The following is a 21,729-nucleotide window of genomic DNA, read 5'->3' as shown; positions in this document are numbered from 1 at the left end:
CATGGCCAGTCGTGGCGTAAATAAAGTAATTATTCTTGGTAATTTAGGTAATGATCCTGAAATCCGCTCATTTCCAAATGGTGGCGCGGTGGCCAATCTCACCATTGCGACAAGTGAATCATGGCGTGATAAGCAAACTGGTGAACAGCGTGAGAAAACAGAGTGGCACCGTGTTGCAGTATTCGGTAAATTAGCTGAAATTGCAGGTGAATACTTACGTAAAGGTTCACAGGTGTATATTGAAGGCGCATTACAAACACGTAAATGGCAAGATCAAAATGGCCAAGACCGTTACACTACAGAAGTAGTAGTACAAGGTTTTAACGGTGTAATGCAAATGATTGGTTCGCGTCAAGGCGGTCAACAACAGGCAGCTGCTGGTGGTACTTACAATAGTAATAGCAACCAACAGCCACAACAGCAGAACCAAAATGCGGGTTGGGGTCAACCACAACAACCTGCTGCACCGCAACAACAGGGTGGTTATAACCAGCAACCACAACAACCATCACAGCAAGCACCACAACAGGCGCCACAGCAACAAAGTTATGCTCCACAACAGCAAACTCCAGCTGCAGCACCTCAGCAACAAGCTCCGCAACAAGGTTTTAACGAACCGTCTGCTGATTTTGATGATGATATTCCGTTCTAGACTAGTTGCTTAATCGCAATTGTTGACCGCGTATGATGATATAAGAACCCCGATTTTCGGGGTTTTTTATTATTTAACCGTTAATGGCGCGTTGCCATTCACAATCCATATTGATGACTGTCGCAGCATTGCAACAGAAGAGGTGCCTGCTGGGCCGCTGATGGTGTTGCGAAACATCGATATAGTTCGCTAACAATAAACGTGACACGGGTATGGCACTGGGCGTTTTATCTGTTATTCACGACGAAATGAAGTAGAATCCGTGCAGATACGGTAATTTCGTTATCGTCGGTAAGATTAAATCTTACAAGATTAGATTCTGATATAGGGATGTATAGGAATATATGAAATTTACCAATAAACTGATTGGTTTTATTATTTTTTGTGTGCTGTCATCAGTTGGTGTGGTACTGCTCGGCGGCGGCGTTAGTTTACGTGGTCTGGCGATTGAAACCCAAAAACAAAATATCTCTCGATTGATTGATGTGATGGATGAGCAGTTGGCAATGGAAGATAGCGAACCACGCTTTGCATTCTGGCTACCTGAATTATTACGTGCGCATTCGGTATTAGAGCTTACCGTTGAAAAAAATGGCATCGTCAGTTACGACTTTAAGGCGCTAACGCCAGATACCGTTGCAGTCACTGCTTTCCTGAAAGAATACCATTTTGAGTTGCAAGCAAATAGTGATTTTACTGCTAAAGTTGTCATGCTTTCGCCGTATTATGCGATGGAATACCCACTCGAATTATTCACCGGTGTAAGTATGGGGTTACTCATTACGTTGTTCGGGTTAATTATGGCCATTCGGCTACTTAAAAAGGGTATGTATGGGGCCGAATTACTGTCAACGCGCAGTTATAAGATCCTCAATGGCGATCACGTTAAAGTGGCTGTGGGTTCTGAGTCTGAGTGGCCTAAAGCAACTAGCCGTGCGTTTGATAAACTCATTGCCGATCTCGAAGATACCAAGCACGAGCGTAGTCGTTTTGATTCTTATATGCGTACCAACGCCTTTGTTGACGCATCGACTGGTATTGGTAATCGTGACTTCTTTTTAAATCAATTAGAAGCGATGTTATCTGATCCCTGTGTCATCGCTGGTACCGTTATCAAGATTGAACTCTATGAGTTATCGCAATTAAATTATGACTATGGTGTTGCAAGTGTCGACGAAATGGTGAAATCGGTCAGTGAACTGTTAAGTAAATTTGTCGACCGTTTTACTGGTTCTGTGCTGGCTCGCTACCGCGGTGATCAATTTATGATTTTGCTGCCTAGGATCACCGGCTCGGAATCTGAAATCATGATGAAGCAGCTGTATAAACTGCTAACCAGAGTGGGCTTATCAACCCCGGTTGATTGCGATGAGTTATTTTATACTGGAGTCGCTATCTATCATTATGGCGAAAAAGCAGAAGAGGTATTAGAAAACGTTGATCAAGCCTTAAAAATTGCGGTGTTACAAGGCTGTTCAGGTTGGTTTTTATATGAGCAAGATGAGCTGACGCCTGTCTATGCGAAAGGTACCGTAAGATGGCGAGGCTTGTTTGAGCAAACCTTTAAAAATAACGCGTTTCATTATGAGCTGCAATTAATTCTAAGCATGGCTGATAATCAGGTACTGGGTCATGAAATTTATCCAAAATTACAAGATGAAAATAATGAATGGATCCATGCTGGGGTCTTTTTGCCGATGGCAGAGAAGTGTGGTGTATTGAAACGTATTGACCGTCTGACTGTTGAACATGCAATTTCTAATTTAGAGACGAGTGACCCTATTGCTTGCGGGATAAACTTAGATATTCAGAGTTATTTAGATAAGCGGTTTATGCGCGAAGTATACTTAGATATTATTCGCTTACCCGCGGCATTACGTTCATTATTGTATTTTGAGATCCATGAATATCAAATTAATCGTAATCTGGAGATGTTATTAGAACCGGCTAAAAACCTAAAAGCACTCGGTTGTTGCATCGCCGTAGATATGGTCGGTCAGGATGTGGTTGATTCCTCTTATATTAAGAAATTAAACGTAGACGTTATTAAGATCCACCCGAGTTTGGTGCGTGACTTACATAAACGCCTAATTAATCAATTAGCGATTCGCAGTATTCTTGGTGGCACCGTTAACTTGGCCACGACCGTGGTCGCTGTTGGTGTTGAGTCGAAAGGTGAATGGGATGCGCTTAATAAACTTGGTGTTTATGGTGCCCAAGGTTATTTTTGTAATCAAGTCCGTTTATTGGCTTAGTCATAAGTTACGTTATGGTGATTTTTACTATTTTAAAGTGTTGTTATCGTGCTAACCTTACACTTTGCTTACTACTTAAAGCTGATTAAAGTATGATGGCTATCAAGTGATTTATAATTAAGTATTCATTTATTTAGGTGCAATAGAATTTTATGCATATACCCTGGTTAAAAAATCGTAATACACAAGCAAAACTGGGTGTTTTTATCGCTAAACAGCGCGTTGATATTTGTGCCTTGTCAGCGGGTAATGAGGCTATTGCAGTACTTGACTCAAGTGTGTTTAATGATGTTTCGGAACTGATTAAAACGCTCAGTGAGCTGATTTCAAAACATAATCTGCAGGCTGCAACTTGCCATGTGGTGCTGTCGAATCAACTGTATCAGTTATTACAAATTGACAAGCCAAATGTGCCTGATGATGAAATTTCCAGTTCATTACCCTTCATTGCGAAAGAATTTATTAATGAAGCGATTGATACCGTCGTTTTTGATTATTTTTCGGTACCGAATCAAAATAAAATTAATCTCGTTTATTGTCCGAAAAGTTTGGTTGAATTAATTGTTACGGCAATCCAGCAAGCAAAACTCGAACTGGTGACTATCGGTATTGAGGAATTAGCGACAGCCAATCTATTTAATACCAGTGCTGATGAGGACCGAAAAAGTACTCAAATGTTAATTGCTCAGCAGGATCACCAAGAAATTAATTTGACGATTATTCATGATAATCAGCTGTATTTCTCACGACGCTTACGTGGTTTTTCGCGATTACGTGATTTACAGGAAGATCAACTTGATACCGCGCTATTAGATAATTTTAGTTTAGAAATTCAACGCTCAGCTGATTTTGTTGTTAGCCAATTAAAGTTACCTGAAGTAAAAGAAATTAACTTGGCTTTGCCGAGTACAATTTTAGCACCGTTAATTGCCCGTCTACAACTCAACTTTACTATTCCGGTGACGCCGTTAAAGCATGCGTTTATTGCTGATAACGTCGATACTGGATTTTTACCTGCCATTGGCGGCGCGTTGGAAAAACTGTGATGAAGACTCGCGTAAATTTATATACTCAGGCGTTTAGGCCAAAGAAAGAGCGTCTTACCCTCACGCAGGCGATTGTTGCGATTGTCAGTTCTATACTGCTGATGCTGACATTGACCATACTGTCTGAAAATGACAATAGCTTGCTAACACACAAAGTGGCGCTGGCGAAAAAAGCGGTGAGCGACTTAGCAGGTGACGTCGACATATTATCTGCGAAGGTTGCGCATCATGTGCAAAATCCAGCCTTAGATCAACAATTAGCATTATTGAATACCCGCTTACAATATCGTGATGAGTTACTTGTGCAATTGTCTGAATTGGCACAGGTACAAACCAGTGGTTTTGCTATCTTGATGTCTGATCTGGCAGCACAGCGAGATAAAGATATTCGCATCACTCAAATTCGTTTAGCGGGTAAGAGTATGACATTGACTGGTCTGGCGCGAAATCATGATGCGATACCACGCTGGATTGGTAAATTTTCAGCCGCGAAATCGTTGCAAGGGCGAGAGTTTAGCCAGTTAAATATTACCCGTGACGAGGACGATATTATCGTGTTTACCTTGACGAATCAGCCGATCACGGAGGCCAGTAAATGATGAAACAACATTGGCTAACGATGAATGATAAATTCAGACAATTATCGATGCGTGAACGTATCCTTATTGTCGTGTCATTAGTCGCAGCGATTATTTATATTATTGATAGCTTTGTGCTGGCACCAAATTATGCCCGTAATAAACAGTTAACATCGCAATTGTCATCTTTAGGCCAGCAGCAACGTCAACATGGTTTTACGATTGCTGAGTTACAGCATGTATTGGCAACAGACCCGAATAAAGTGATAAAATTGCGTATTTTACGTGCCGAAAATGCGCTTAATAAAGCCAATGGTAAATTAACGGATCTGACTGCGGATTTAATCAATTCAAATCAAATGGCCTTGGTGCTTGGTGATGTATTAAGTCGAGCAAAAAAGGTGAAATTGATCGCCATTGAATCATTACCTGTCACGATAATCACGGGCAAGAGTAATATGCAGGCATTAGCAAAAGACCAAGGTAAAGCGAAACCTAAATTGGCGAGTAGCAAAGGCAAAGATCTCAATGCGGATGAAATTAGCAACACGCCGGCGCTGAGCAGCAATATCGATACTATGCTCGACTCGAGCCGCGCTGAAGTATTGCTTTATCGTCATGGTTTACGTATTACTATGACAGGCGAATTTTTTGATATTCAAGCCTACCTCGATTCAATAGAGCAATTACCGAAGAAATTTTATTGGCAAGTATTTGATTATCAAATGCAAAAATATCCAACCGCCGAAGTGGTAATGGAGATCTATACCTTGAGTATCAATAAGGAGTTTATTCGTGGTTAAACTACTACTGCCTATATTCATTCTATTAAGCGCAAGCGTTGCGCAAGCTGGTCAAGGTGTGATTAATGGCAATGTACTTGATGATCCAACCGGCCCATGGGGGGCGGCAGATCCCGTTGTGCGCAGTCAACGCAAAGCAAAGGTGCAGATCCCCCGCTTACAGGCAATTTTTGTGCGAGATAATAGCCATATCGCTATCATGAACGATAAAGAAGTCGTCGCTGGCAGCTGGGTATCGGGCTTTCAGGTTCGTCGCATTACCGATGATTTTGTGTTTTTTATACGTAACGATAAAGAATTTAGATTGTCATTATTCGACAGTGAAATTAAACATTAAGGCTCAGATTTAATTATGAATAAGTTGTATCTTGCAATTATTTTAGGGGTGTTTTTAACGGGTTGCGAAACAACGCGTAGTTCGCTTGCACCTGTGGAGATCAAAGCATCCATTCAAGCAGAACTTGCTCGTGCTGATGCGCAACAACAAGCTTGGACTGTCCCTGATGATGTGAATGCTGAATTGTTACCAGAATTTGATGGTCATGACGCGTTAAACCGTCCTATGATTGAACCGCGTATGGATATTTCGGCTAAATCAGTCAGCGCGCGTCAATTCTTTGGGTCATTATTAAAAGGTACTAAATATAACTTAACCGTTAGCCCTGATGTATCGGGTCGGGTCACGGTGGTGCTCAATGATGTGACGATTGCAGAAACCATGGATGCGGTTGCCGATATGTATGGTTATGCTATTAAGCGTCAAGGTAATACCTACCGTGTTAATGGTGCCGGCGTTCGCACCGAAATCATCCCAATGAATTATTTATTGATGAAGCGTAATGGGTTATCAAACAGCTCGATTAGCTCGGGTTATCTCACCGATAATAGTTCGTCGAGCAGTTCTTCAGATGATGACAGTTCATCAGGTTCGTCATCAAGCAGTACCGGCACCGAAATTTCAACGCAAACTAATACCGATTATTGGGCGGAATTAGAGCATACCTTATTAGCGTTAACGGCGAATCAAGCAGATACCCAGGTGATCATCAGCCCGCAAGCCGGTTTAGTGACAGTACAGGGTTATCCAAAAGATATTCGTAAGATCAAAGATTTTCTGGCTAAAGCGGAGCAGCATTTACAACGTCAAGTCTTGCTTGAAGTGAAAATCATGGAAGTGACGTTAAATGACGGTTATAAGCAAGGTATTGATTGGAACGTCAATAATAACCACGTTGCAGCAGATTCATCGTTCAACTTTAGTATTAATGATATTACTGACCTCGCGTCTGGTGCTGGGGTGTTCACACTGGCAGGCAATGACTTTAGTGCGGCGATCAGTTTGTTAAAAACCCAAGGTGATGTCAACGTCCTCTCTAGCCCACGGGTCACTGCGCTGAATAATCAAAAGGCGGTGATTAAAGTCGGCAGTGATGAATACTTTGTGACGGGTTACAACAGTACCAAATCAACATCATCAGACGATGATTCTATTGAGCAAGACGTAGAGTTAACCCCATTTTTCTCTGGTATCGCGCTCGATGTTACACCGCAAATTGATAGTGATGGCGGGGTATTATTACACGTTCATCCGTCGATTATTGAGGTCACTGATTCAAATAAAATTGTTGCCGGTATTGAGTTGCCGTTGGCGAAAAGTGATGTGCGGGAAACCGATACCGTGGTAAAAGCGAAAAACGGTGAAATTATTGTGATTGGCGGTTTAATGAAAACAGCGAATAAAGATCTGGTTTCTAAAATACCCTTCTTAGGCGATATTCCTTGGTTAGGCGAACTCTTTACGTATCGTTCGCAATCAGTACAAAAAACCGAGTTAATCATTTTAATTAAACCGATTGTGGTTGATCAAAATACCTGGCGTATTGAGCTAGAGCGATCAGCTGAATTACTTGAGCGATGGTATCCAACCGAATCAAAAAATGAGCACGAGTAATGTATAAAGCGCATTTTGGTTTGACCGAAGTACCGTTCGGTTTGACCCCCAATACGCAATTTTACCATCCGTTAGTGCCCCATTTTGAAGCGCTGCAAGTATTGACGACAGCGCTGGCTGCTGGCGAAGGTTTTATTAAAGTAACTGGTGAGGTAGGGGCGGGTAAGACACTGATTTGTCGGAAATTACTGAATGAACTTGGCGACAATTATGTCATCGCTTATTTACCTAATCCGTATTTAACGCCGAATGAAATACGGGCGGCGATTGCGAGTGAATTAAGTATTGATACAAGTTTAGATCAGTACCAATTAACCGAAGCCTTAAATCATCGTTTAATTACATTATCAGCAGCAGATAAACAAGTCGTGCTGTTAATTGATGAAGCGCAGGTGCTGCCACATGAAACATTGGAGGCTTTGCGTTTAATTAGTAATTTAGAGACTGAAAGCAAAAAACTGCTACAGGTGGTGTTATTTGGTCAGCCTGAATTAGACACGCGCTTGCAGCAAGACAATTTACGTCAGTTACGTCAGCGTATTACTTTTTCATACCAATTACGTCCTTTACTCGCTAATGAAACCTCGAGCTATGTTGAACATCGGTTAACGGTCTCGGGTTATCGTGGCGCGCCGTTGTTTGAAGCAAAAGCATTGCGGTTATTACATCAGGCCAGTGGTGGTATTCCACGTATAATCAATATATTAGCGCATAAATGCTTAATGTTAAGTTATGGCAAAAACGTGCGAAATATTAATACCAAGTTAGTGACACTCGCGATACAAGATACAGAGAGTGCCATGCAGCCGCGTAATTTCCGGTTACCGATAATGGCGGCTATTTTAGTGGTTGAGATGATTTTAGTTATTTGGTGGTTTGGAGAATCAATACTGTGAGTGTTATTAATCAAATGCTACAAGGCCTAGATAAAGGGACGCAGCAGCAACAGGCAGATGTTGAATTGAGTGGTGCGGTGATTGTTGCTGCGCCAAAAAGTCAAAATAAACTTGTTATCGTATTGCTCTCTTCAATTGTTATTTTTGCTGCGCTAGCGGGCTATTTGTTTGTGCAAAAACAAAGTCGCGCCGCAAAAATGAGTGTGCAACACCATCGTGTCGTGCCAGTTGTAAGCAGTGAGAATAATGCCCAAGTTAATGAGCCGCTTATTGTTAAATTAATATCAGCAGAGTTAGTTGAACAACCCATGGTGATTAAGCTGAATGACGATAAAGCGACAATGGCTGCGCCGATAGTCATGCAGCCATTAGTGATAACGCCAGTAGTGACAAAACAAGTGGTTGCTAAATTGGCTGTCACTCCAGTAACGGAAACTGCGGCGGTAGTGGTCAACAGCACTAATAAAGTAGCTAGTTCAGCAGCAGCTAAAATGAGCAATGTTAAAAGCATTGAAGTTGCTGGTGTCGGAAAGATAACGCCGACCACGATTAAACCTGTCGTCGTTACAACGCCGCAAACGGTTGCTAAACACGTTAAGGCGACAACGCATGAGCCAGAGCATGTCGAAGACCGCGTATCCATTAAAGCGGTAACGAGAACGCCTCTGCAACAAGCGCAGTTATATGCCAAACAAGCGGATAGTGCTTTACTTGCGGGTGATAAAGAACGGGCTAAACAGCTATTTCATAAAGTGTTAGCCTTTGATAAAAAACATAATTTATCACGAGAAACATTAGCCGGTATCTTATATGGTGAGCAACGAACACAATCAGCGGTTAATTTGTTGCAAGAAGGCTTAAGTGTATCGCCTGACTACACAAATTTCCGGTTAATGCTGGCGCGTATTTACTTAAAGAATAAACATAAACAGCAAGCCTATTATTACCTGAAACCACACCGACCGGAAGTGGCAGGTAATGTTGATTATTACGCGCTCCTCGCTGGCTTGGCACAAAGTCTTGGTGATTTGGATAGCGCATTAATGGCTTATAAGACCTTGACCAAGCACGAGCCTAACCGTGCCAAATGGTGGTTAGGACTGGGCATTTCTGCAGATAAAGCCAAGCAAGTGACGTTAGCGTTAAATGCCTACCACACGGCACAAAACATGGGACAGCTATCGGCATCATCACGTAATTATATCAATGCTCGAATTACCCAGTTGGAGAAACAGTAATGGCGCAATTAAAATTAAAACAACGACTGGGTGACTTACTCGTTGGTGAAGGCATCATCAGTGACGAACAGCTCGGTTTAGCGTTAAAAGAACAGCGCAGTAGTGGCCGTAAACTCGGTGCCACGTTAACGCATCTCGGCTTTATTACTGAAGAACAACTGCTGAACTTTTTATCGCAACAGTTGGATATTCCATTTTTAAATATTGCCACGCTGAGTATCGATCCGCAAAGCGTGATGAAGTTACCGGAAGTACACGCGCGTCGTCACCGGGCATTGGTGGTAAAAGCCGAGCATGATGTACTTACGATTGCGTTAAGTGATCCCGCTGATCTAAACGCGGTTGAAGCGATATCAAATGTATTATCGGCGTATCAACTTGAATTTGCGATTGTACGGGAAAGTGAATTATTACCCGCCTATGATCGCTTATACCGCCGCACCAAAGACATTGAAGCGTTTGCAGGTCAGTTAGAAGATGAGCATAGGCCAGCGCAAGAATTTGATATTTTTAGAGATGTCGACGATGCTTCGAGTGAAGCCACTGTAGTTAAGTTTCTTAACTCGGTGTTTGAAGATGCGGTACAAGTGGGCGCCTCGGATATTCATATTGAACCCGATGAAAACGCGCTGCGTATTCGTTTACGTGTTGATGGTGTGTTGCAAGAAAATGTATTGAATGAAGTGGCTATCGTACCCGCGTTGGTATTACGGTTAAAATTAATGGCCGGTTTAGATATTTCTGAAAAACGTTTACCGCAAGATGGCCGCTTTAATTTAAAGGTACGTAATCAATCGATTGATATACGTATATCGACCATGCCGGTGCAATACGGTGAATCTGTGGTCATGCGATTACTTAATCAAGATTCCGGTATTTTCCAGTTAGAAAGTACCGGGATGCCTGCAGACTTAATTAAACGTTTACGTGGTTTGATCCGCCGCCCTCATGGCATGGTATTGGTGACAGGCCCGACCGGTAGTGGTAAAACTACCACCTTATATTCTGCCTTGAGTGAGCTAAACGAACCGGGTAAAAAGATCATTACCGTGGAAGACCCGGTGGAATATCGCTTACCGCGGATCAGCCAAGTGCAGGTCAACTCTAAGATTGGTTTAGACTTTGCAAATATTTTACGGACGTGTTTACGTCAGGATCCGGATATTTTATTAGTCGGCGAAATGCGAGACAAAGAAACCGTCGAAATTGGTTTACGTGGTGCATTAACGGGTCATATGGTGTTATCGACACTGCATACTAACGACGCGATCACGTGTGCATTACGGTTAATGGATATGGGCGCGCCGGGTTATTTAATTGGCGCGGCATTACGGGCGGTTGTTGCTCAGCGTTTAGTGCGCAAATTATGTAACCAATGTAAAAGCAGTCATGCGCTGACCAGCAGTGAACATTATTGTTTAGAAAAAATAGCCAAGGCCCCGTTAGGTGATGAGCCGTTCTATCGCAGCGTTGGTTGTCAAAGTTGTAACTATAGCGGCTACCGTGGTCGTATCGGTGTGTTTGAGTTATTGGAAATCAATGATGCGATGGGTGATGCATTACGACGTGAATCGGCGGCTGAATTTGAGGTTGAAGCTCGTAAGAGTAAACATTATCGTCCATTAGTCTTATCAGCGCTGGATTTTGCCAAGCAAGGCTTGACCTCTATTGAGGAAGTATTAAAACTGGCAGATGAAGTGACCCTTGATGATCATAATAACGACAGTGACATCCGCATGGATAGCCATCATTCAGCCACGGTTAGCGTGAGTGAACCCGCCGTTTCTGAGACTTTAGGTGCCAATATTGCCGCCCATGTCAGGGAGTTAGATAAAGTCGATAATGTTGATATTGAAAACATTTTACGTTTGGTCAATGCGGTTAGATCGCTGGACCGTAGTGGTCAGTAAACAGGACGATTAAGGTTAGCCAATGCCAAATTTTACGTATAAAGGCCGCGATAGCCAAGGCAATGCTGTTTCAGGAAAGCTCGAAGCGCAGAACCAAGATGCATTAGTACAATCGTTAATGGCGAAAGGTATTACTCCCACTGATATTAAAGTGGCGAGCAGCAGCGGTAACAGCATTGACCTTAGTCAGTTATTGACACCGAAAATACCGCTTGCTGAGTTAGTTATTTTTGCCCGTCAGATGTACTCACTGACGCGAGCGGGTATTCCGATGATCCGTGCGATCAAAGGTTTATCAGAATCGAGTTCACACGCGAAGCTTAAAGACGTGCTTAATGATGTGGTTGTTCGCTTAAACAGTGGTAATACACTATCGGCATCTATGGCCGCACACCCGCATGTATTTGCCTCTATTTTTGTTTCCATTGTACGAGTGGGTGAGAATACCGGTCGCTTAGATGATTCATTTTTACAAATCGCCAATTATTTAGAATTAGAAATGGATACCCGACGTCGTATTGCCAGTGCAGTGCGTTATCCTATTTTTGTATTAATCGCTATTTCAGGTGCGATGGTGATCTTGAACATTTTTGTTATTCCGACGTTTGCTAATATGTTTAATAAGTTTGGTGTTGAACTGCCGTGGGCAACGCGAACATTACTGGCTTCATCGGCTTTTTTTGTGAATTATTGGCATCTGATTATTATTGGGATTATTGCCGCTATTGTTGGGTTTAAATATTATATTCAAACGGATAAAGGTAAATTACGTTGGGGGCTGTTTACTATTCGCATTCCCATTGTTGGTCCTGTGATTGAAAAAACCTTGTTATCCCGTTTTGCGCGCAGCTTTTCGTTGATGCTAAGGGGCGGTGTGCCTCTGAATAACAGTTTGTCGCTGGTGGCATCAACCGTGGATAATGCCTGGATGGAAGTGCGTATTTTAGGTATGCGAGCAGGTATTGAAGAAGGTAAGAGCTTGACTATAACGGCGAGTGAAAGCGGTATGTTTACCCCGCTTATTTTACAAATGATCTCGGTGGGAGATGAAACTGGTCAAGTGGATGATTTATTATTAGAAGCTGCACAATTTTATGAACGCGAAGTGGATTATGAATTGGAATCGCTGACCGCGAAGATTGAACCGATACTGATCTGCATTGTTGCTGTGATGGTATTGATTTTAGCACTCGGTATTTTTGTGCCGATGTGGGACATGATGAGTGTGGTTCAAGGTTAACCTTGAACCACCAATATGGTATTAACTAATGGCTTATGGTGCATAATATTATTTATTGTTTCGGCGGCTGCAATATAGGGCTTTATAGGCAGGCTGGATATTGTGATAAAGGCAAATTAATGAAAAAAAACTAGTGTAAATGTCTATTTTTTGGCATAGTATCAAAAATATACTAAGACGTGCATAAATGTAAATTAGGTGGATGCACTACCGATTATATATTCATGTAATTTATACTAAAATGCTTTTGGAGCTAAAATGAAAAGAAATGCAGGTTTTACACTAATCGAATTAGTGATCGTAATTATTGTGCTAGGTATCTTAGCTGCAACGGCAGTGCCGAAATTTATTAACCTTCAAGATGATGCTAAAAAAGCGGCAATGAAGGGTGTTGAGTCTGCTCTGCACAGCGCGGCGAATATTGTTTACTCTAAAGCGGCGATTAATGGTATTGAAAGTAATTCATCTGGCAGTATTTCAACATCAAGTGGTGATGTTGCTGTTGTTTGGGGTTACCCAGCTGCCACATCTGCTGGTATTGCAAGTGCTGTCGAATTAAGTGGTTTCTCGTCTGCACCTTCAGGTAGTGGTTCTACTTCTTATACATTCTGGAATGGTACTGCAAGCTCATCAACTGATACTTGTGTTACTTATAATAAGACTACTGCAAGTGGTGCTGGTTATACTATTGTAAGTGGAACATGCTCATAGTTTTTTTGTTGAGTATTAAATAGGTTATAACCTAGTTTTTTAAAAGGCTTACTTCCGTAAGCCTTTTTTATATCTGTTATATACAATTTATTAATAACTTTTTTATTTTTCAATCTTAAAGGTATGATGGTATCAATACTCAGCATGATAAAAGCTAATATCTAGCATTCACAATCATTAAGCCATCAGGTACGATAGCATATGTTTAAAAAATCAGGCTTTACGCTCATTGAACTGGTTATCGTTATTATCCTTTTAGGTATTCTAGCCGCGACCGCGATCCCTAAATTTATTGGTAAAGATGACTTTGAAGGTCAAGTTTATCGTGACCAACTACTGCAATTATTAAAAACCGTACAGCAACAAGCGATGAGCTGTGATGAGGATTGCCGTGAAAATGTTGGCGGAACGGCCCGTTCCGATAACCCTTATGCCTGCAATAAAGTTATTATTAAGAGTGACCGTTTCGGTATTCCTGCCAATTGTAATGACACTGATTTACCTGACAATTTTAACCCTCCTCAATTAGGCATCAGTCAAACAGAAGCGGATAGTAGTGCAATTAGATTTAGCCCGCATACGATTGAGTTTGATCCCCTTGGCGTGGCCAGTAGCTGCGCTAGCTGTGACATCAGCATCATCGGCGAACAAACATTATTAATCAGAATTGAATCTCAAGGCTACATCCATGAACAATAAACAACGCGGTTTTACCTTAATTGAGATTGTTGTCGGTATTGTAGTATTAGCGGTCGCGCTGACGATTGTAACTGGCGTGTTTTTACCGCAAGCCAATAAAATGACCTCGCCGATGTACCAGATAAAAGCCACAGCATTAGGTAAAAGCCTGATGAACCAGGTGCTGATTCGTTATTATGATGAGAATAATTTAATTTTGGGTAGCTTTAGTCCATGTGCGACTTGTACCGCAGTCGCTGATTTTGGTACTGATGGTATAGAAAATAGAAACAATCCAAATGGCTTTAATGATGTCGATGATTATCATGAATATTGTACTAGCGATCCAAAAACAACGCTGACGTTATTTACTAACGAATATCCTGGTTACGGATTGAATATATGTGTTAGTAACGCTGCCGATAAGTTTGTTACAGGTAGTACAGCAAATAATGTGGCTAAACGGATCCAAGTGACGATATTCATGCCAAATAATGAAGAGATAACACTGACTTCATTTAAGGGAAACTACTGATGCCTAGAACGATTAAACACAAACAGTCAGGTTTTACCCTCGTCGAACTTGTTATGGTAATTATCTTATTAGGTGTTATTGGCACTTTTAGTAGCCGTTTTATTAGTGATAACGTGATTCTTTATCAAACCTCTGTTAATCAGAATGAGCGCTTGAATGATGCTCGCTTTGTACTAAATCGAATGAGTAAAGAGCTTGATTCTGCGATTGCTTTTAGTGTAACTAGAATGCCTACGATAGTAGGACAAACTTGCATACAATTTGTGCCTTTCTCCGCAGCAGGTCAATATCTTGGCACTGTGAGCGGAAAATCTAGCGTGTCATTAATTATGGATAAAAAAACCAGGGATTTAGCAGACCCGAGCAATAATGATTTTGAAGGTCAGTATATAAGTATACTAACAACCGATGCTAACGAGTTTGATTCATTACCGAGTGATACGATTGCTGAAATAACTAAATATGAACGCGTTTCAGGTGCAAACCCAGCTCAGGCAGAGGTCACGCTGGACTCTACATTATTGAAAGACTCAGCAGTCTCTCGTTATTTTATTGCAGGAAGTAAAGTGCAATATTGCTTGGCTCAAATAGGTGGTGTTACACGCTTATCACGTAGAGAGGCGTTATTAGGTAATAGTTTTGGCACATCGGTATTAATGGCGGATAATCTCACGACTGATAGCAGTATGTCATTAACCGGAGCGACGCAGTTCAGTAATGCTATTTTGGAGTTAAGCTTTGGTTTCTTGCTGCATGATGGCCGTGATATTAAATTTGAACATCAGGTGGTAATGACAAATGTCCCGTAACCGTATGTCGAGTCGCTATCCACAACAACAAGGCAGTATGCTAGTGATTGCGATATTTATCATTGTTGTGATCTCTTTATTAGCCGCGTCTCTGAGCCGTATTTTGAGTTCTACAGCGGACAGTGTTGCCAATGAAGTGTATAGTGCGAAAGCTTATTATGCGGCTGATAGTGGTATGGAATATGGGATTTATCAGGTGTTAAATGGTTTAGTATGTGTCAATTTTCCTGCTACTACGGTTATTTCTGATACTGATAATTTACAGTTTGATATTAGTCAGAACGTAGGATTAGAAAACTGCAGTGTCGCGGTTACTTGCCAAAGTATTCAGCTTACTTCTGGTAGTCAGTTTTATCTGCGCGCTACCGGTATTTGTGACGGTGGAAAAATAGTGGCGCAGCACCAAGTTGAAGCGGAAGTGAAGTTATGATGTTTTTAATGAAATCATTAAAAGTCGTCTTTGTTCTTATCATGACCTTAATGTGCCTGCCTGTGTACTCAGCTTTTGATATTGAAAAAGGCATGAAAGTGGGCGATTCAAAGCTTTCTTATATCAATCCATCTCACATAATTAGTGCCGATGACACACCATCGGGTGAGATATTGAGAAACCCTAAAGTTACAGGTAAGGTCATTGATTTTACTCTTAAAACTTCCTTTAGATTAAAAAAAATACGGTTAAAACGGGCTCGGGGACTAAGTAATCGCTTATATTTCTTGATTTGGAAAAAAGGTGAAACGATACCGATAATTAATAGTATCTCTATCCCTAACAAATCTAAATATAAAGAGTCAGAAGTTATTAACCGAGAGTTAAGTCCTGGGGAGTATCAAATTGCTGTTGTTGGACAATGTTATGGCAAACCCCGGTATGGCAGATCCCGATATATTGGTTGGAGGCAGCAGTGTAATTCTTATTTTGGTTTTGATGATTTTCAATTTAAAGGGATTAGATTAGTCGGTAAAAAAATAAAAAATGCGGTAACTCATTATCGTATTCAACATCCGAGTTCTGCTCTGACCTGTGACGTTGCAAGTATTGATGTTCAAGCTTGTAAAAATAAAGTAACTGATAAGTTTTGTAATGTTGCTGATGTTAGCACAACGGTTAAGTTACGCATTGATAATCGTTCGTCTCAGACAGTCAATATCGTACATGGTCGTGCTACTGTTGGTAACTTAGCGTTATTATCACCAGGTGTTATGCGGTTGAGCGTTAATAGTGAAGGCAATACTTATTGTAATGATGCAAGTGTAGCAGGGGCTTGTAAGATTAACTTTACTGATCTTGGCTTAAAGTTTTCGAGTAACGCTAACTCCTATGCTGACATTGGTAACCAAATTGCTGGTGTTAGTATCGATAGCTTATATTTACAAGCATTAGAAAATGACGGTTCTGGTACCTGTAAAGTATTGGAAACTGACGACAGTAACTTTAATATCGGTTTAAATTGTGTTGAACCTGATAAATGTACGGTTCGAAATTTCAATATCGGCAATACTGCAATTGGTAAAAATGGAAACAAATCTAGGGTTAAATTAACTGCTGTTAAACCGGGTATATTTAAAATACCGGCATCGGTTTATCACGATGCCGGTAAGATTCGTTTAGTGGCATCACATAGTTTTAAAAATGGTGTTGAAGCCAGAGGTGAGAGCAATAGTTTTGTTGTGAGACCAGATAGGTTCTTAGTACAAGCGACTTCATCAACAGGCTCTGATTTAACTGCAACGACGAATAATTTATCGATATATACGCAAATAGCAGCTAAACCATTTACTTTTGAAGTCAGTGCTGTAAGTGCTGATGGCAACACGACACTTAATTATCACCCCAGTACCAAGCCTAAAATTGGGATTAAGATTACGCGTAAAATCCCCAATAATAATGGTGTTGAGGGGATATTTGATTATGCAGCTGAGGAAAATAAAACAACAGCGCTAGATGCAGGTTGGCAAACCGCAAATTTAACGCTCTTTAATAATGGGGTCTCTAGCTTTAAAAATGCTGCATATAATGAAGTCGGGGTGATGCAAGTAAACGTACGGGATACGGATTATTACGGTATGACGTTTTCGGTCGATGATAATTTTTCCGATGATACTAAGGGCACTGAGATAGGTCGCTTTATTCCCTCTCATTTTGAATTAGTGTCATCAAAAGTAGATGATTATGTGGGTGCGAGAGGCTATTTTCGTAATGGTTATGACTATGTATTTCCTGATGGCCTGAGTAGTTATGTCGCAGGGACAACTGTTTTACAGCCGGATGATGGTAATGTTTACGAATGTCGAACATGGCCAAATAATGGTTATTGCGTGCAATGGAATGAAGGTTCAAACCAATATGAACCTGGTATTGGCCGTAATTGGGAAATGGCCTGGATTTTATTGACTTCACCAAGTATTGGTGCAGTATTTACTTATATGGACCAACCTGAATTACGATTTGGTTATCGCCTTGAAGCGCAAAATAGCTTGGGTTTTGTCACTCATAATTATGATGGAGCATTTAATGCTGATGTAACTTTTAGTGTTGAGGTTAGTGGTTTAAGGAATCGTTCTTTTTCTGATCGTTTAGAGGAATTTAAAGGCGTATGGGTCGATGGCGTATATCAACCTGATAATATATTAGACGACGGTCACTTCTCACGTTTGGCAAGTGGTCCTGATGGCCCAATAATGAATACACTTTTTGGTATTAGTATTACGGATCTTGATGGTGTTTTACTTAATGATACTGATATGCCTGCTAATGCAGAGCTTCCAGCAGCGAAAACTTTATCCGCACAAACCAGCGAATTACGTTATGGTCGTTGGACGATCGCTGATGGCTACGGTCCAATATCGAATGATTTTGCCACAACCATGAAAATTGAATATTTCGATGGGGCAAACTTCATTAAGAATAATGATGATACTAAAACGGACTTCGATTTTGTAAAGGCGACGCTAACTAACATTTCTTTAGGTGGAGCTCTACCTGCGCTTTCAGGAACCGGAAATTTTACCAACGGTATCACTCAAGGGCTAATCATTGCAGCGCCGAATCGAAGTGGTGAGGTTAAACTTGATTATACCGTTGATAATTGGTTTAAATATAACTGGGAAGGCAGCGAGACAGGAGCTGTTCAATCACCGTCTGCAAACATCGTATTCGGCTTTTTCCGCAGCAATGATCGGGTTATTTACCGCAGGCGATTAAATTAATGTTTGTCAGTCATAAAGTCTGATAAACTTGCCTGATTCATTGCGCATTGGTAAAGTTAACCGATCCTGCAACATTTTACTAATTAGGAATGCCCATAACCATGTTTAAGAAGTTAAGAGGCCTATTCTCTAGCGATTTATCAATCGACTTGGGAACCGCAAACACACTCATTTATGTTAAAGGTCAAGGCATTGTACTTGACGAGCCTTCTGTTGTTGCCATCCGCCAAGAGCGTGGTGCAAATAAGAGTGTTGCAGCAGTAGGAACGGCCGCTAAGCAAATGTTGGGTCGTACGCCCGGTAATATCGCTGCTATTCGTCCAATGAAAGATGGTGTAATTGCCGACTTTTACGTGACTGAAAAAATGTTACAACACTTTATTAAACAAGTGCATGAAAATAAATTTTTCCGTCCAAGCCCACGTGTTCTGGTGTGTGTGCCTTGTGGTTCAACACAAGTTGAACGTCGCGCTATCCGTGAATCTGCACAAGGTGCCGGCGCACGTGAAGTATTTTTGATTGATGAGCCGATGGCAGCAGCAATCGGTGCTGGTTTACCTGTTTCTGAAGCAACCGGTTCTATGGTTGTAGATATAGGCGGTGGTACCACAGAAGTGGCGATCATCTCACTAAACGGTGTGGTTTATTCTTCATCGGTACGTATTGGCGGTGATAAACTTGATGAAGCCATCATCAGCTACGTACGCCGTAAATATGGTAGCCTGATTGGTGAAGCCACCGCTGAACGTATTAAGAAAGAGATCGGCTCTGCTTATCCACTTGATGAAGTTGTTGAAATTGAAGTGCGTGGTCGTAATCTTGCTGAAGGTGTGCCGCGCAGCTTTATTTTAAACAGCACTGAAATTTTAGAAGCGCTACAAGAACCGTTATCGGGTGTTGTCAGTGCAGTAATGACCGCGCTAGAGCAAACACCACCAGAATTAGCCTCTGATATTGCAGAACGAGGCATGGTCCTAACCGGTGGTGGCGCATTAATTCGTGGCCTTGATCGTTTATTACTTGAAGAAACCGGTATCCCTGTGGTCATCGCTGAAGATCCACTTACCTGTGTGGCTCGTGGTGGTGGTACAGCATTAGAAATGATTGATATGCACGGTGGTGATCTGTTTAATTACGATTAAGCACCTGATTAAATAATCCTATAGGATGGCGGACGCGCCATCCTTTGAGAATACCATCTAATGAAACCTATTTTTGCTACTTCAACATCTTTACAACTGCGCCTGTTCCTTGCGGTTATCGCCTCTTTCTCATTGATTGTTTTTGATTCAAAATTTGATTCATTTTTAAATGTGCGACTTTATTTAAATACCGCGGTATCACCGTTAATTTATGCCGCAAATATCCCCAGTGAAATGCTCAAAGGTGTATCAAATACCGTTGTCAACCGCCGAGATTTAAGAAAAAAAGTGGTAGAACAACAAGACAAACTCTTCATTCAGCAAGTCCAGTTGTTGGCACTTAAGCATCTAAAACAAGAGAATAAACGGCTACGGGCGTTACTTAATTCGCCAGTGCATGCTGACCAGCGTAAATTAGTCGCTGAAATAATCACGGTTAATTCCGACCCCTTTTCACTGCAAGTGGTGATTAATAAAGGCGCTACGGATGGCGTTTATATTGGCCAACCGATATTAAACGAACAAGGTGTGGTGGGACAAATTGTCGATGTGGCTGCCACATACAGTCGGGTATTACTGATTGCTGATATTAGTCATGGTATTCCGGTGCGAGTACAACGTAATGATATTCGAGCGATTGCGAATGGTAGCGGTGAGCTAAACAGTCTAAATTTACCTTATGTGCCACACAGTACCGATATTCAAGTGGGTGATGTGTTAGTGACCTCTGGCCTCGGCGGCGTGTTTCCCGAAGGTTATCCCGTCGCGACAATCACGGACTTTACTTATCAGACGGGTCAACCTTATGCGCAAGTAGAAGCAAAACCGGTGGTCGAATTGGAGCGGATCCGTTACGTCCTATTAACCTGGGATGACGATAATACGTCAAATAACAATGCAGAACAGAGTAACAAGGAGGAGGCATTATGACAGCTGCGAACGGTCGTTTTAAAATAATCCTAACCTTAATCATTGCGTTATTAATCACGGCACTACCTGTGCCCGAGCCTTTCAATCATTTTCGCCCTGATTGGCTGTTATTGGTATTGGGTTATTGGTGCATGGCACTGCCATATCGCGTCAGTATTGGATATGCCTGGATCACCGGGTTAACGCTAGATATATTATTAGGTGCACCGTTAGGGATCCACTCCTTGGCCTTGTCTATTGTTATCTATATTATCGTGATGAATCATCGGTTGATCCGGAACATATCGTTATGGCAGCAAGCATTAATTGTTGGCTTTTTAACGATGCTGAATAAGTTAATCATATTCTGGGCTGAAAAATTACTTTTCGACATCTCGATAACACCTATGTACTTATGGTCAATCTTAACCACGATGCTAATATGGCCATGGATATTCTTGATTTTACGGAAAATACGTCGTCAATTTGCGATTAGATAATGGCCTGAAGATAGCTTAATTGAGTAGAAAATAATAAGATGAAACAGATAAATATGTATTTAGCGTCGCAGTCGCCACGTCGCCGTGAGTTATTAACTCAAATCGGCGTTGAATTCTCGGTATTATCCGTCGATGTAGAAGAGCAACAGCAAGTGGGCGAATTAGCGCCTGATTATGTGTCACGCCTCGCTCGGGATAAAGCGCAAGCGGGTGTTGCTGCGTTAATCAAGTCGCACGCAACACAGGTTAATATGAATACCGCCGCTGAATACGTGGTGTTAGGTGCTGACACCATCGTCGTCTATGCCGGACAAGTATTAGAAAAACCGGTTGATGAAGCAGATTCGATTCGGATGTTAAGTTTATTATCAGGTCATGAACATGACGTGATGACCGCTGTTGCGCTGGCCGATAGCACGCGTTGCTGGGTTGAACTCGTCACCACTCAAGTACAGTTTAGAGCAATATCACGCGCTGAAATGCATGATTATTGGCGTACTGGTGAACCCAGTGATAAAGCCGGTAGTTATGCAATTCAAGGTCTTGCAGGTAAATTCGTCAGTCATCTGAGCGGCAGTTATAGCGCTGTTGTCGGCTTACCATTAATGCAAACCGAGCAATTAATTCAAGCCTTTAAGGCAGAACAGAATAAGTAATGAAGGGCTA

21 protein-coding genes are annotated in these 21,729 nt (G+C 41.5%); all 21 read left to right on the top strand.

The window, feature by feature from the left end:
* Nucleotide 1 precedes the first annotated feature (1 nt).
* The 21 genes from ssb to HRT96_RS07720 all read left to right on the top strand — a co-directional run bounded on the left by ssb (nucleotide 2) and on the right by HRT96_RS07720 (nucleotide 21,719).
* Nucleotides 2-652: a single-stranded DNA-binding protein gene (ssb, locus tag HRT96_RS07820; protein WP_293154614.1), complete on the top strand. Its 651-nt coding sequence runs from the start codon at nucleotides 2-4 to the stop codon at nucleotides 650-652.
* A gap of 344 nt (nucleotides 653-996) precedes the next feature.
* Nucleotides 997-2,907, top strand: coding sequence for an EAL domain-containing protein (locus HRT96_RS07815; RefSeq protein ID WP_293154611.1), 1,911 nt, complete (start codon nucleotides 997-999; stop codon nucleotides 2,905-2,907).
* Between the two features lie 152 nt (nucleotides 2,908-3,059).
* The gene (locus HRT96_RS07810) at nucleotides 3,060-3,953 is read left to right on the top strand and encodes a biogenesis protein MshI (RefSeq protein WP_293154608.1); all 894 of its coding nucleotides are present in this window, start codon (nucleotides 3,060-3,062) and stop codon (nucleotides 3,951-3,953) included.
* A complete protein-coding gene (locus tag HRT96_RS07805) occupies nucleotides 3,953-4,552 on the top strand; it encodes an MSHA biogenesis protein MshI (protein WP_293154605.1) in 600 nt (199 codons plus the stop codon). The genes HRT96_RS07810 and HRT96_RS07805 overlap by 1 nt, the downstream gene beginning before the upstream one ends.
* Nucleotides 4,549-5,334: a glucose-6-phosphate isomerase gene (locus HRT96_RS07800; protein WP_293154602.1), complete on the top strand. Its 786-nt coding sequence runs from the start codon at nucleotides 4,549-4,551 to the stop codon at nucleotides 5,332-5,334. The genes HRT96_RS07805 and HRT96_RS07800 overlap by 4 nt, the downstream gene beginning before the upstream one ends.
* The gene (locus HRT96_RS07795) at nucleotides 5,327-5,671 is read left to right on the top strand and encodes an MSHA biogenesis protein MshK (protein ID WP_293154598.1); all 345 of its coding nucleotides are present in this window, start codon (nucleotides 5,327-5,329) and stop codon (nucleotides 5,669-5,671) included. The genes HRT96_RS07800 and HRT96_RS07795 overlap by 8 nt, the downstream gene beginning before the upstream one ends.
* A 15-nt stretch (nucleotides 5,672-5,686) precedes the next feature.
* Nucleotides 5,687-7,285 carry a pilus (MSHA type) biogenesis protein MshL gene (gene mshL / locus HRT96_RS07790; protein WP_293154595.1) on the top strand — a complete coding sequence of 533 codons (1,599 nt, stop codon included), beginning with the start codon at nucleotides 5,687-5,689 and terminating at the stop codon, nucleotides 7,283-7,285.
* Nucleotides 7,285-8,181, top strand: a complete 897-nt coding sequence (locus HRT96_RS07785; protein ID WP_293154592.1) for an AAA family ATPase — start codon at nucleotides 7,285-7,287, stop codon at nucleotides 8,179-8,181. Before mshL ends, HRT96_RS07785 begins: the two co-directional genes overlap by 1 nt.
* On the top strand, nucleotides 8,178-9,419 hold the full coding sequence (locus HRT96_RS07780) for a tetratricopeptide repeat protein (protein ID WP_293154589.1): 1,242 nt from the start codon (nucleotides 8,178-8,180) through the stop codon (nucleotides 9,417-9,419). Before HRT96_RS07785 ends, HRT96_RS07780 begins: the two co-directional genes overlap by 4 nt.
* The gene (locus HRT96_RS07775) at nucleotides 9,419-11,329 is read left to right on the top strand and encodes a type II/IV secretion system protein (protein WP_293154586.1); all 1,911 of its coding nucleotides are present in this window, start codon (nucleotides 9,419-9,421) and stop codon (nucleotides 11,327-11,329) included. Before HRT96_RS07780 ends, HRT96_RS07775 begins: the two co-directional genes overlap by 1 nt.
* Nucleotides 11,330-11,351: 22 nt before the next feature.
* The gene (locus tag HRT96_RS07770; protein WP_293154583.1) at nucleotides 11,352-12,569 is read left to right on the top strand and encodes a type II secretion system F family protein; all 1,218 of its coding nucleotides are present in this window, start codon (nucleotides 11,352-11,354) and stop codon (nucleotides 12,567-12,569) included.
* A 258-nt stretch (nucleotides 12,570-12,827) separates the two neighbouring features.
* The gene (locus HRT96_RS07765) at nucleotides 12,828-13,280 is read left to right on the top strand and encodes a type II secretion system protein (protein WP_293154580.1); all 453 of its coding nucleotides are present in this window, start codon (nucleotides 12,828-12,830) and stop codon (nucleotides 13,278-13,280) included.
* A 201-nt stretch (nucleotides 13,281-13,481) separates the two neighbouring features.
* Entirely contained in the window at nucleotides 13,482-13,979 is a 498-nt protein-coding gene (locus HRT96_RS07760) for a type II secretion system protein (RefSeq protein ID WP_293154578.1), read from the top strand.
* On the top strand, nucleotides 13,969-14,493 hold the full coding sequence (locus HRT96_RS07755; RefSeq protein WP_293154575.1) for a type II secretion system protein: 525 nt from the start codon (nucleotides 13,969-13,971) through the stop codon (nucleotides 14,491-14,493). Before HRT96_RS07760 ends, HRT96_RS07755 begins: the two co-directional genes overlap by 11 nt.
* Entirely contained in the window at nucleotides 14,493-15,302 is an 810-nt protein-coding gene (locus HRT96_RS07750; protein WP_293154572.1) for a type II secretion system protein, read from the top strand. The genes HRT96_RS07755 and HRT96_RS07750 overlap by 1 nt, the downstream gene beginning before the upstream one ends.
* A complete protein-coding gene (locus tag HRT96_RS07745; protein ID WP_293154569.1) occupies nucleotides 15,292-15,732 on the top strand; it encodes a PilX N-terminal domain-containing pilus assembly protein in 441 nt (146 codons plus the stop codon). Before HRT96_RS07750 ends, HRT96_RS07745 begins: the two co-directional genes overlap by 11 nt.
* Nucleotides 15,729-18,512, top strand: a complete 2,784-nt coding sequence (locus HRT96_RS07740; RefSeq protein ID WP_293154566.1) for a DUF6701 domain-containing protein — start codon at nucleotides 15,729-15,731, stop codon at nucleotides 18,510-18,512. Before HRT96_RS07745 ends, HRT96_RS07740 begins: the two co-directional genes overlap by 4 nt.
* Nucleotides 18,513-18,613: 101 nt before the next feature.
* Nucleotides 18,614-19,654, top strand: a complete 1,041-nt coding sequence (locus tag HRT96_RS07735; RefSeq protein WP_293129032.1) for a rod shape-determining protein — start codon at nucleotides 18,614-18,616, stop codon at nucleotides 19,652-19,654.
* Between the two features lie 60 nt (nucleotides 19,655-19,714).
* Nucleotides 19,715-20,584, top strand: a complete 870-nt coding sequence (gene mreC / locus HRT96_RS07730) for a rod shape-determining protein MreC (protein ID WP_293154563.1) — start codon at nucleotides 19,715-19,717, stop codon at nucleotides 20,582-20,584.
* The gene (mreD, locus tag HRT96_RS07725) at nucleotides 20,581-21,063 is read left to right on the top strand and encodes a rod shape-determining protein MreD (RefSeq protein WP_293129028.1); all 483 of its coding nucleotides are present in this window, start codon (nucleotides 20,581-20,583) and stop codon (nucleotides 21,061-21,063) included. The genes mreC and mreD overlap by 4 nt, the downstream gene beginning before the upstream one ends.
* 38 nt (nucleotides 21,064-21,101) lie before the next feature.
* A complete protein-coding gene (locus tag HRT96_RS07720) occupies nucleotides 21,102-21,719 on the top strand; it encodes a nucleoside triphosphate pyrophosphatase (RefSeq protein WP_293154560.1) in 618 nt (205 codons plus the stop codon).
* Nucleotides 21,720-21,729 lie beyond the last annotated feature (10 nt).

Source organism: Moritella sp., from assembly GCF_013215705.1.
GTDB lineage: Bacteria > Pseudomonadota > Gammaproteobacteria > Enterobacterales > Moritellaceae > Moritella.
Note: the sequence above shows the minus strand (reverse complement) of the source record. Positions and strands in the feature narration are given on the sequence as shown.

Coding starts and splice junctions, on each gene's coding strand:
- ssb (WP_293154614.1), top strand. CDS start 2: ATGGCCAGTCGTGGCGTAAATAAAGTAATTATTCTTGGTAATTTAGGT.
- HRT96_RS07815 (WP_293154611.1), top strand. CDS start 997: ATGAAATTTACCAATAAACTGATTGGTTTTATTATTTTTTGTGTGCTG.
- HRT96_RS07810 (WP_293154608.1), top strand. CDS start 3,060: ATGCATATACCCTGGTTAAAAAATCGTAATACACAAGCAAAACTGGGT.
- HRT96_RS07805 (WP_293154605.1), top strand. CDS start 3,953: ATGAAGACTCGCGTAAATTTATATACTCAGGCGTTTAGGCCAAAGAAA.
- HRT96_RS07800 (WP_293154602.1), top strand. CDS start 4,549: ATGATGAAACAACATTGGCTAACGATGAATGATAAATTCAGACAATTA.
- mshL (WP_293154595.1), top strand. CDS start 5,687: ATGAATAAGTTGTATCTTGCAATTATTTTAGGGGTGTTTTTAACGGGT.
- HRT96_RS07785 (WP_293154592.1), top strand. CDS start 7,285: ATGTATAAAGCGCATTTTGGTTTGACCGAAGTACCGTTCGGTTTGACC.
- HRT96_RS07775 (WP_293154586.1), top strand. CDS start 9,419: ATGGCGCAATTAAAATTAAAACAACGACTGGGTGACTTACTCGTTGGT.
- HRT96_RS07770 (WP_293154583.1), top strand. CDS start 11,352: ATGCCAAATTTTACGTATAAAGGCCGCGATAGCCAAGGCAATGCTGTT.
- HRT96_RS07765 (WP_293154580.1), top strand. CDS start 12,828: ATGAAAAGAAATGCAGGTTTTACACTAATCGAATTAGTGATCGTAATT.
- HRT96_RS07760 (WP_293154578.1), top strand. CDS start 13,482: ATGTTTAAAAAATCAGGCTTTACGCTCATTGAACTGGTTATCGTTATT.
- HRT96_RS07755 (WP_293154575.1), top strand. CDS start 13,969: ATGAACAATAAACAACGCGGTTTTACCTTAATTGAGATTGTTGTCGGT.
- HRT96_RS07750 (WP_293154572.1), top strand. CDS start 14,493: ATGCCTAGAACGATTAAACACAAACAGTCAGGTTTTACCCTCGTCGAA.
- HRT96_RS07745 (WP_293154569.1), top strand. CDS start 15,292: ATGTCCCGTAACCGTATGTCGAGTCGCTATCCACAACAACAAGGCAGT.
- HRT96_RS07740 (WP_293154566.1), top strand. CDS start 15,729: ATGATGTTTTTAATGAAATCATTAAAAGTCGTCTTTGTTCTTATCATG.
- HRT96_RS07735 (WP_293129032.1), top strand. CDS start 18,614: ATGTTTAAGAAGTTAAGAGGCCTATTCTCTAGCGATTTATCAATCGAC.
- mreC (WP_293154563.1), top strand. CDS start 19,715: ATGAAACCTATTTTTGCTACTTCAACATCTTTACAACTGCGCCTGTTC.
- mreD (WP_293129028.1), top strand. CDS start 20,581: ATGACAGCTGCGAACGGTCGTTTTAAAATAATCCTAACCTTAATCATT.
- HRT96_RS07720 (WP_293154560.1), top strand. CDS start 21,102: ATGAAACAGATAAATATGTATTTAGCGTCGCAGTCGCCACGTCGCCGT.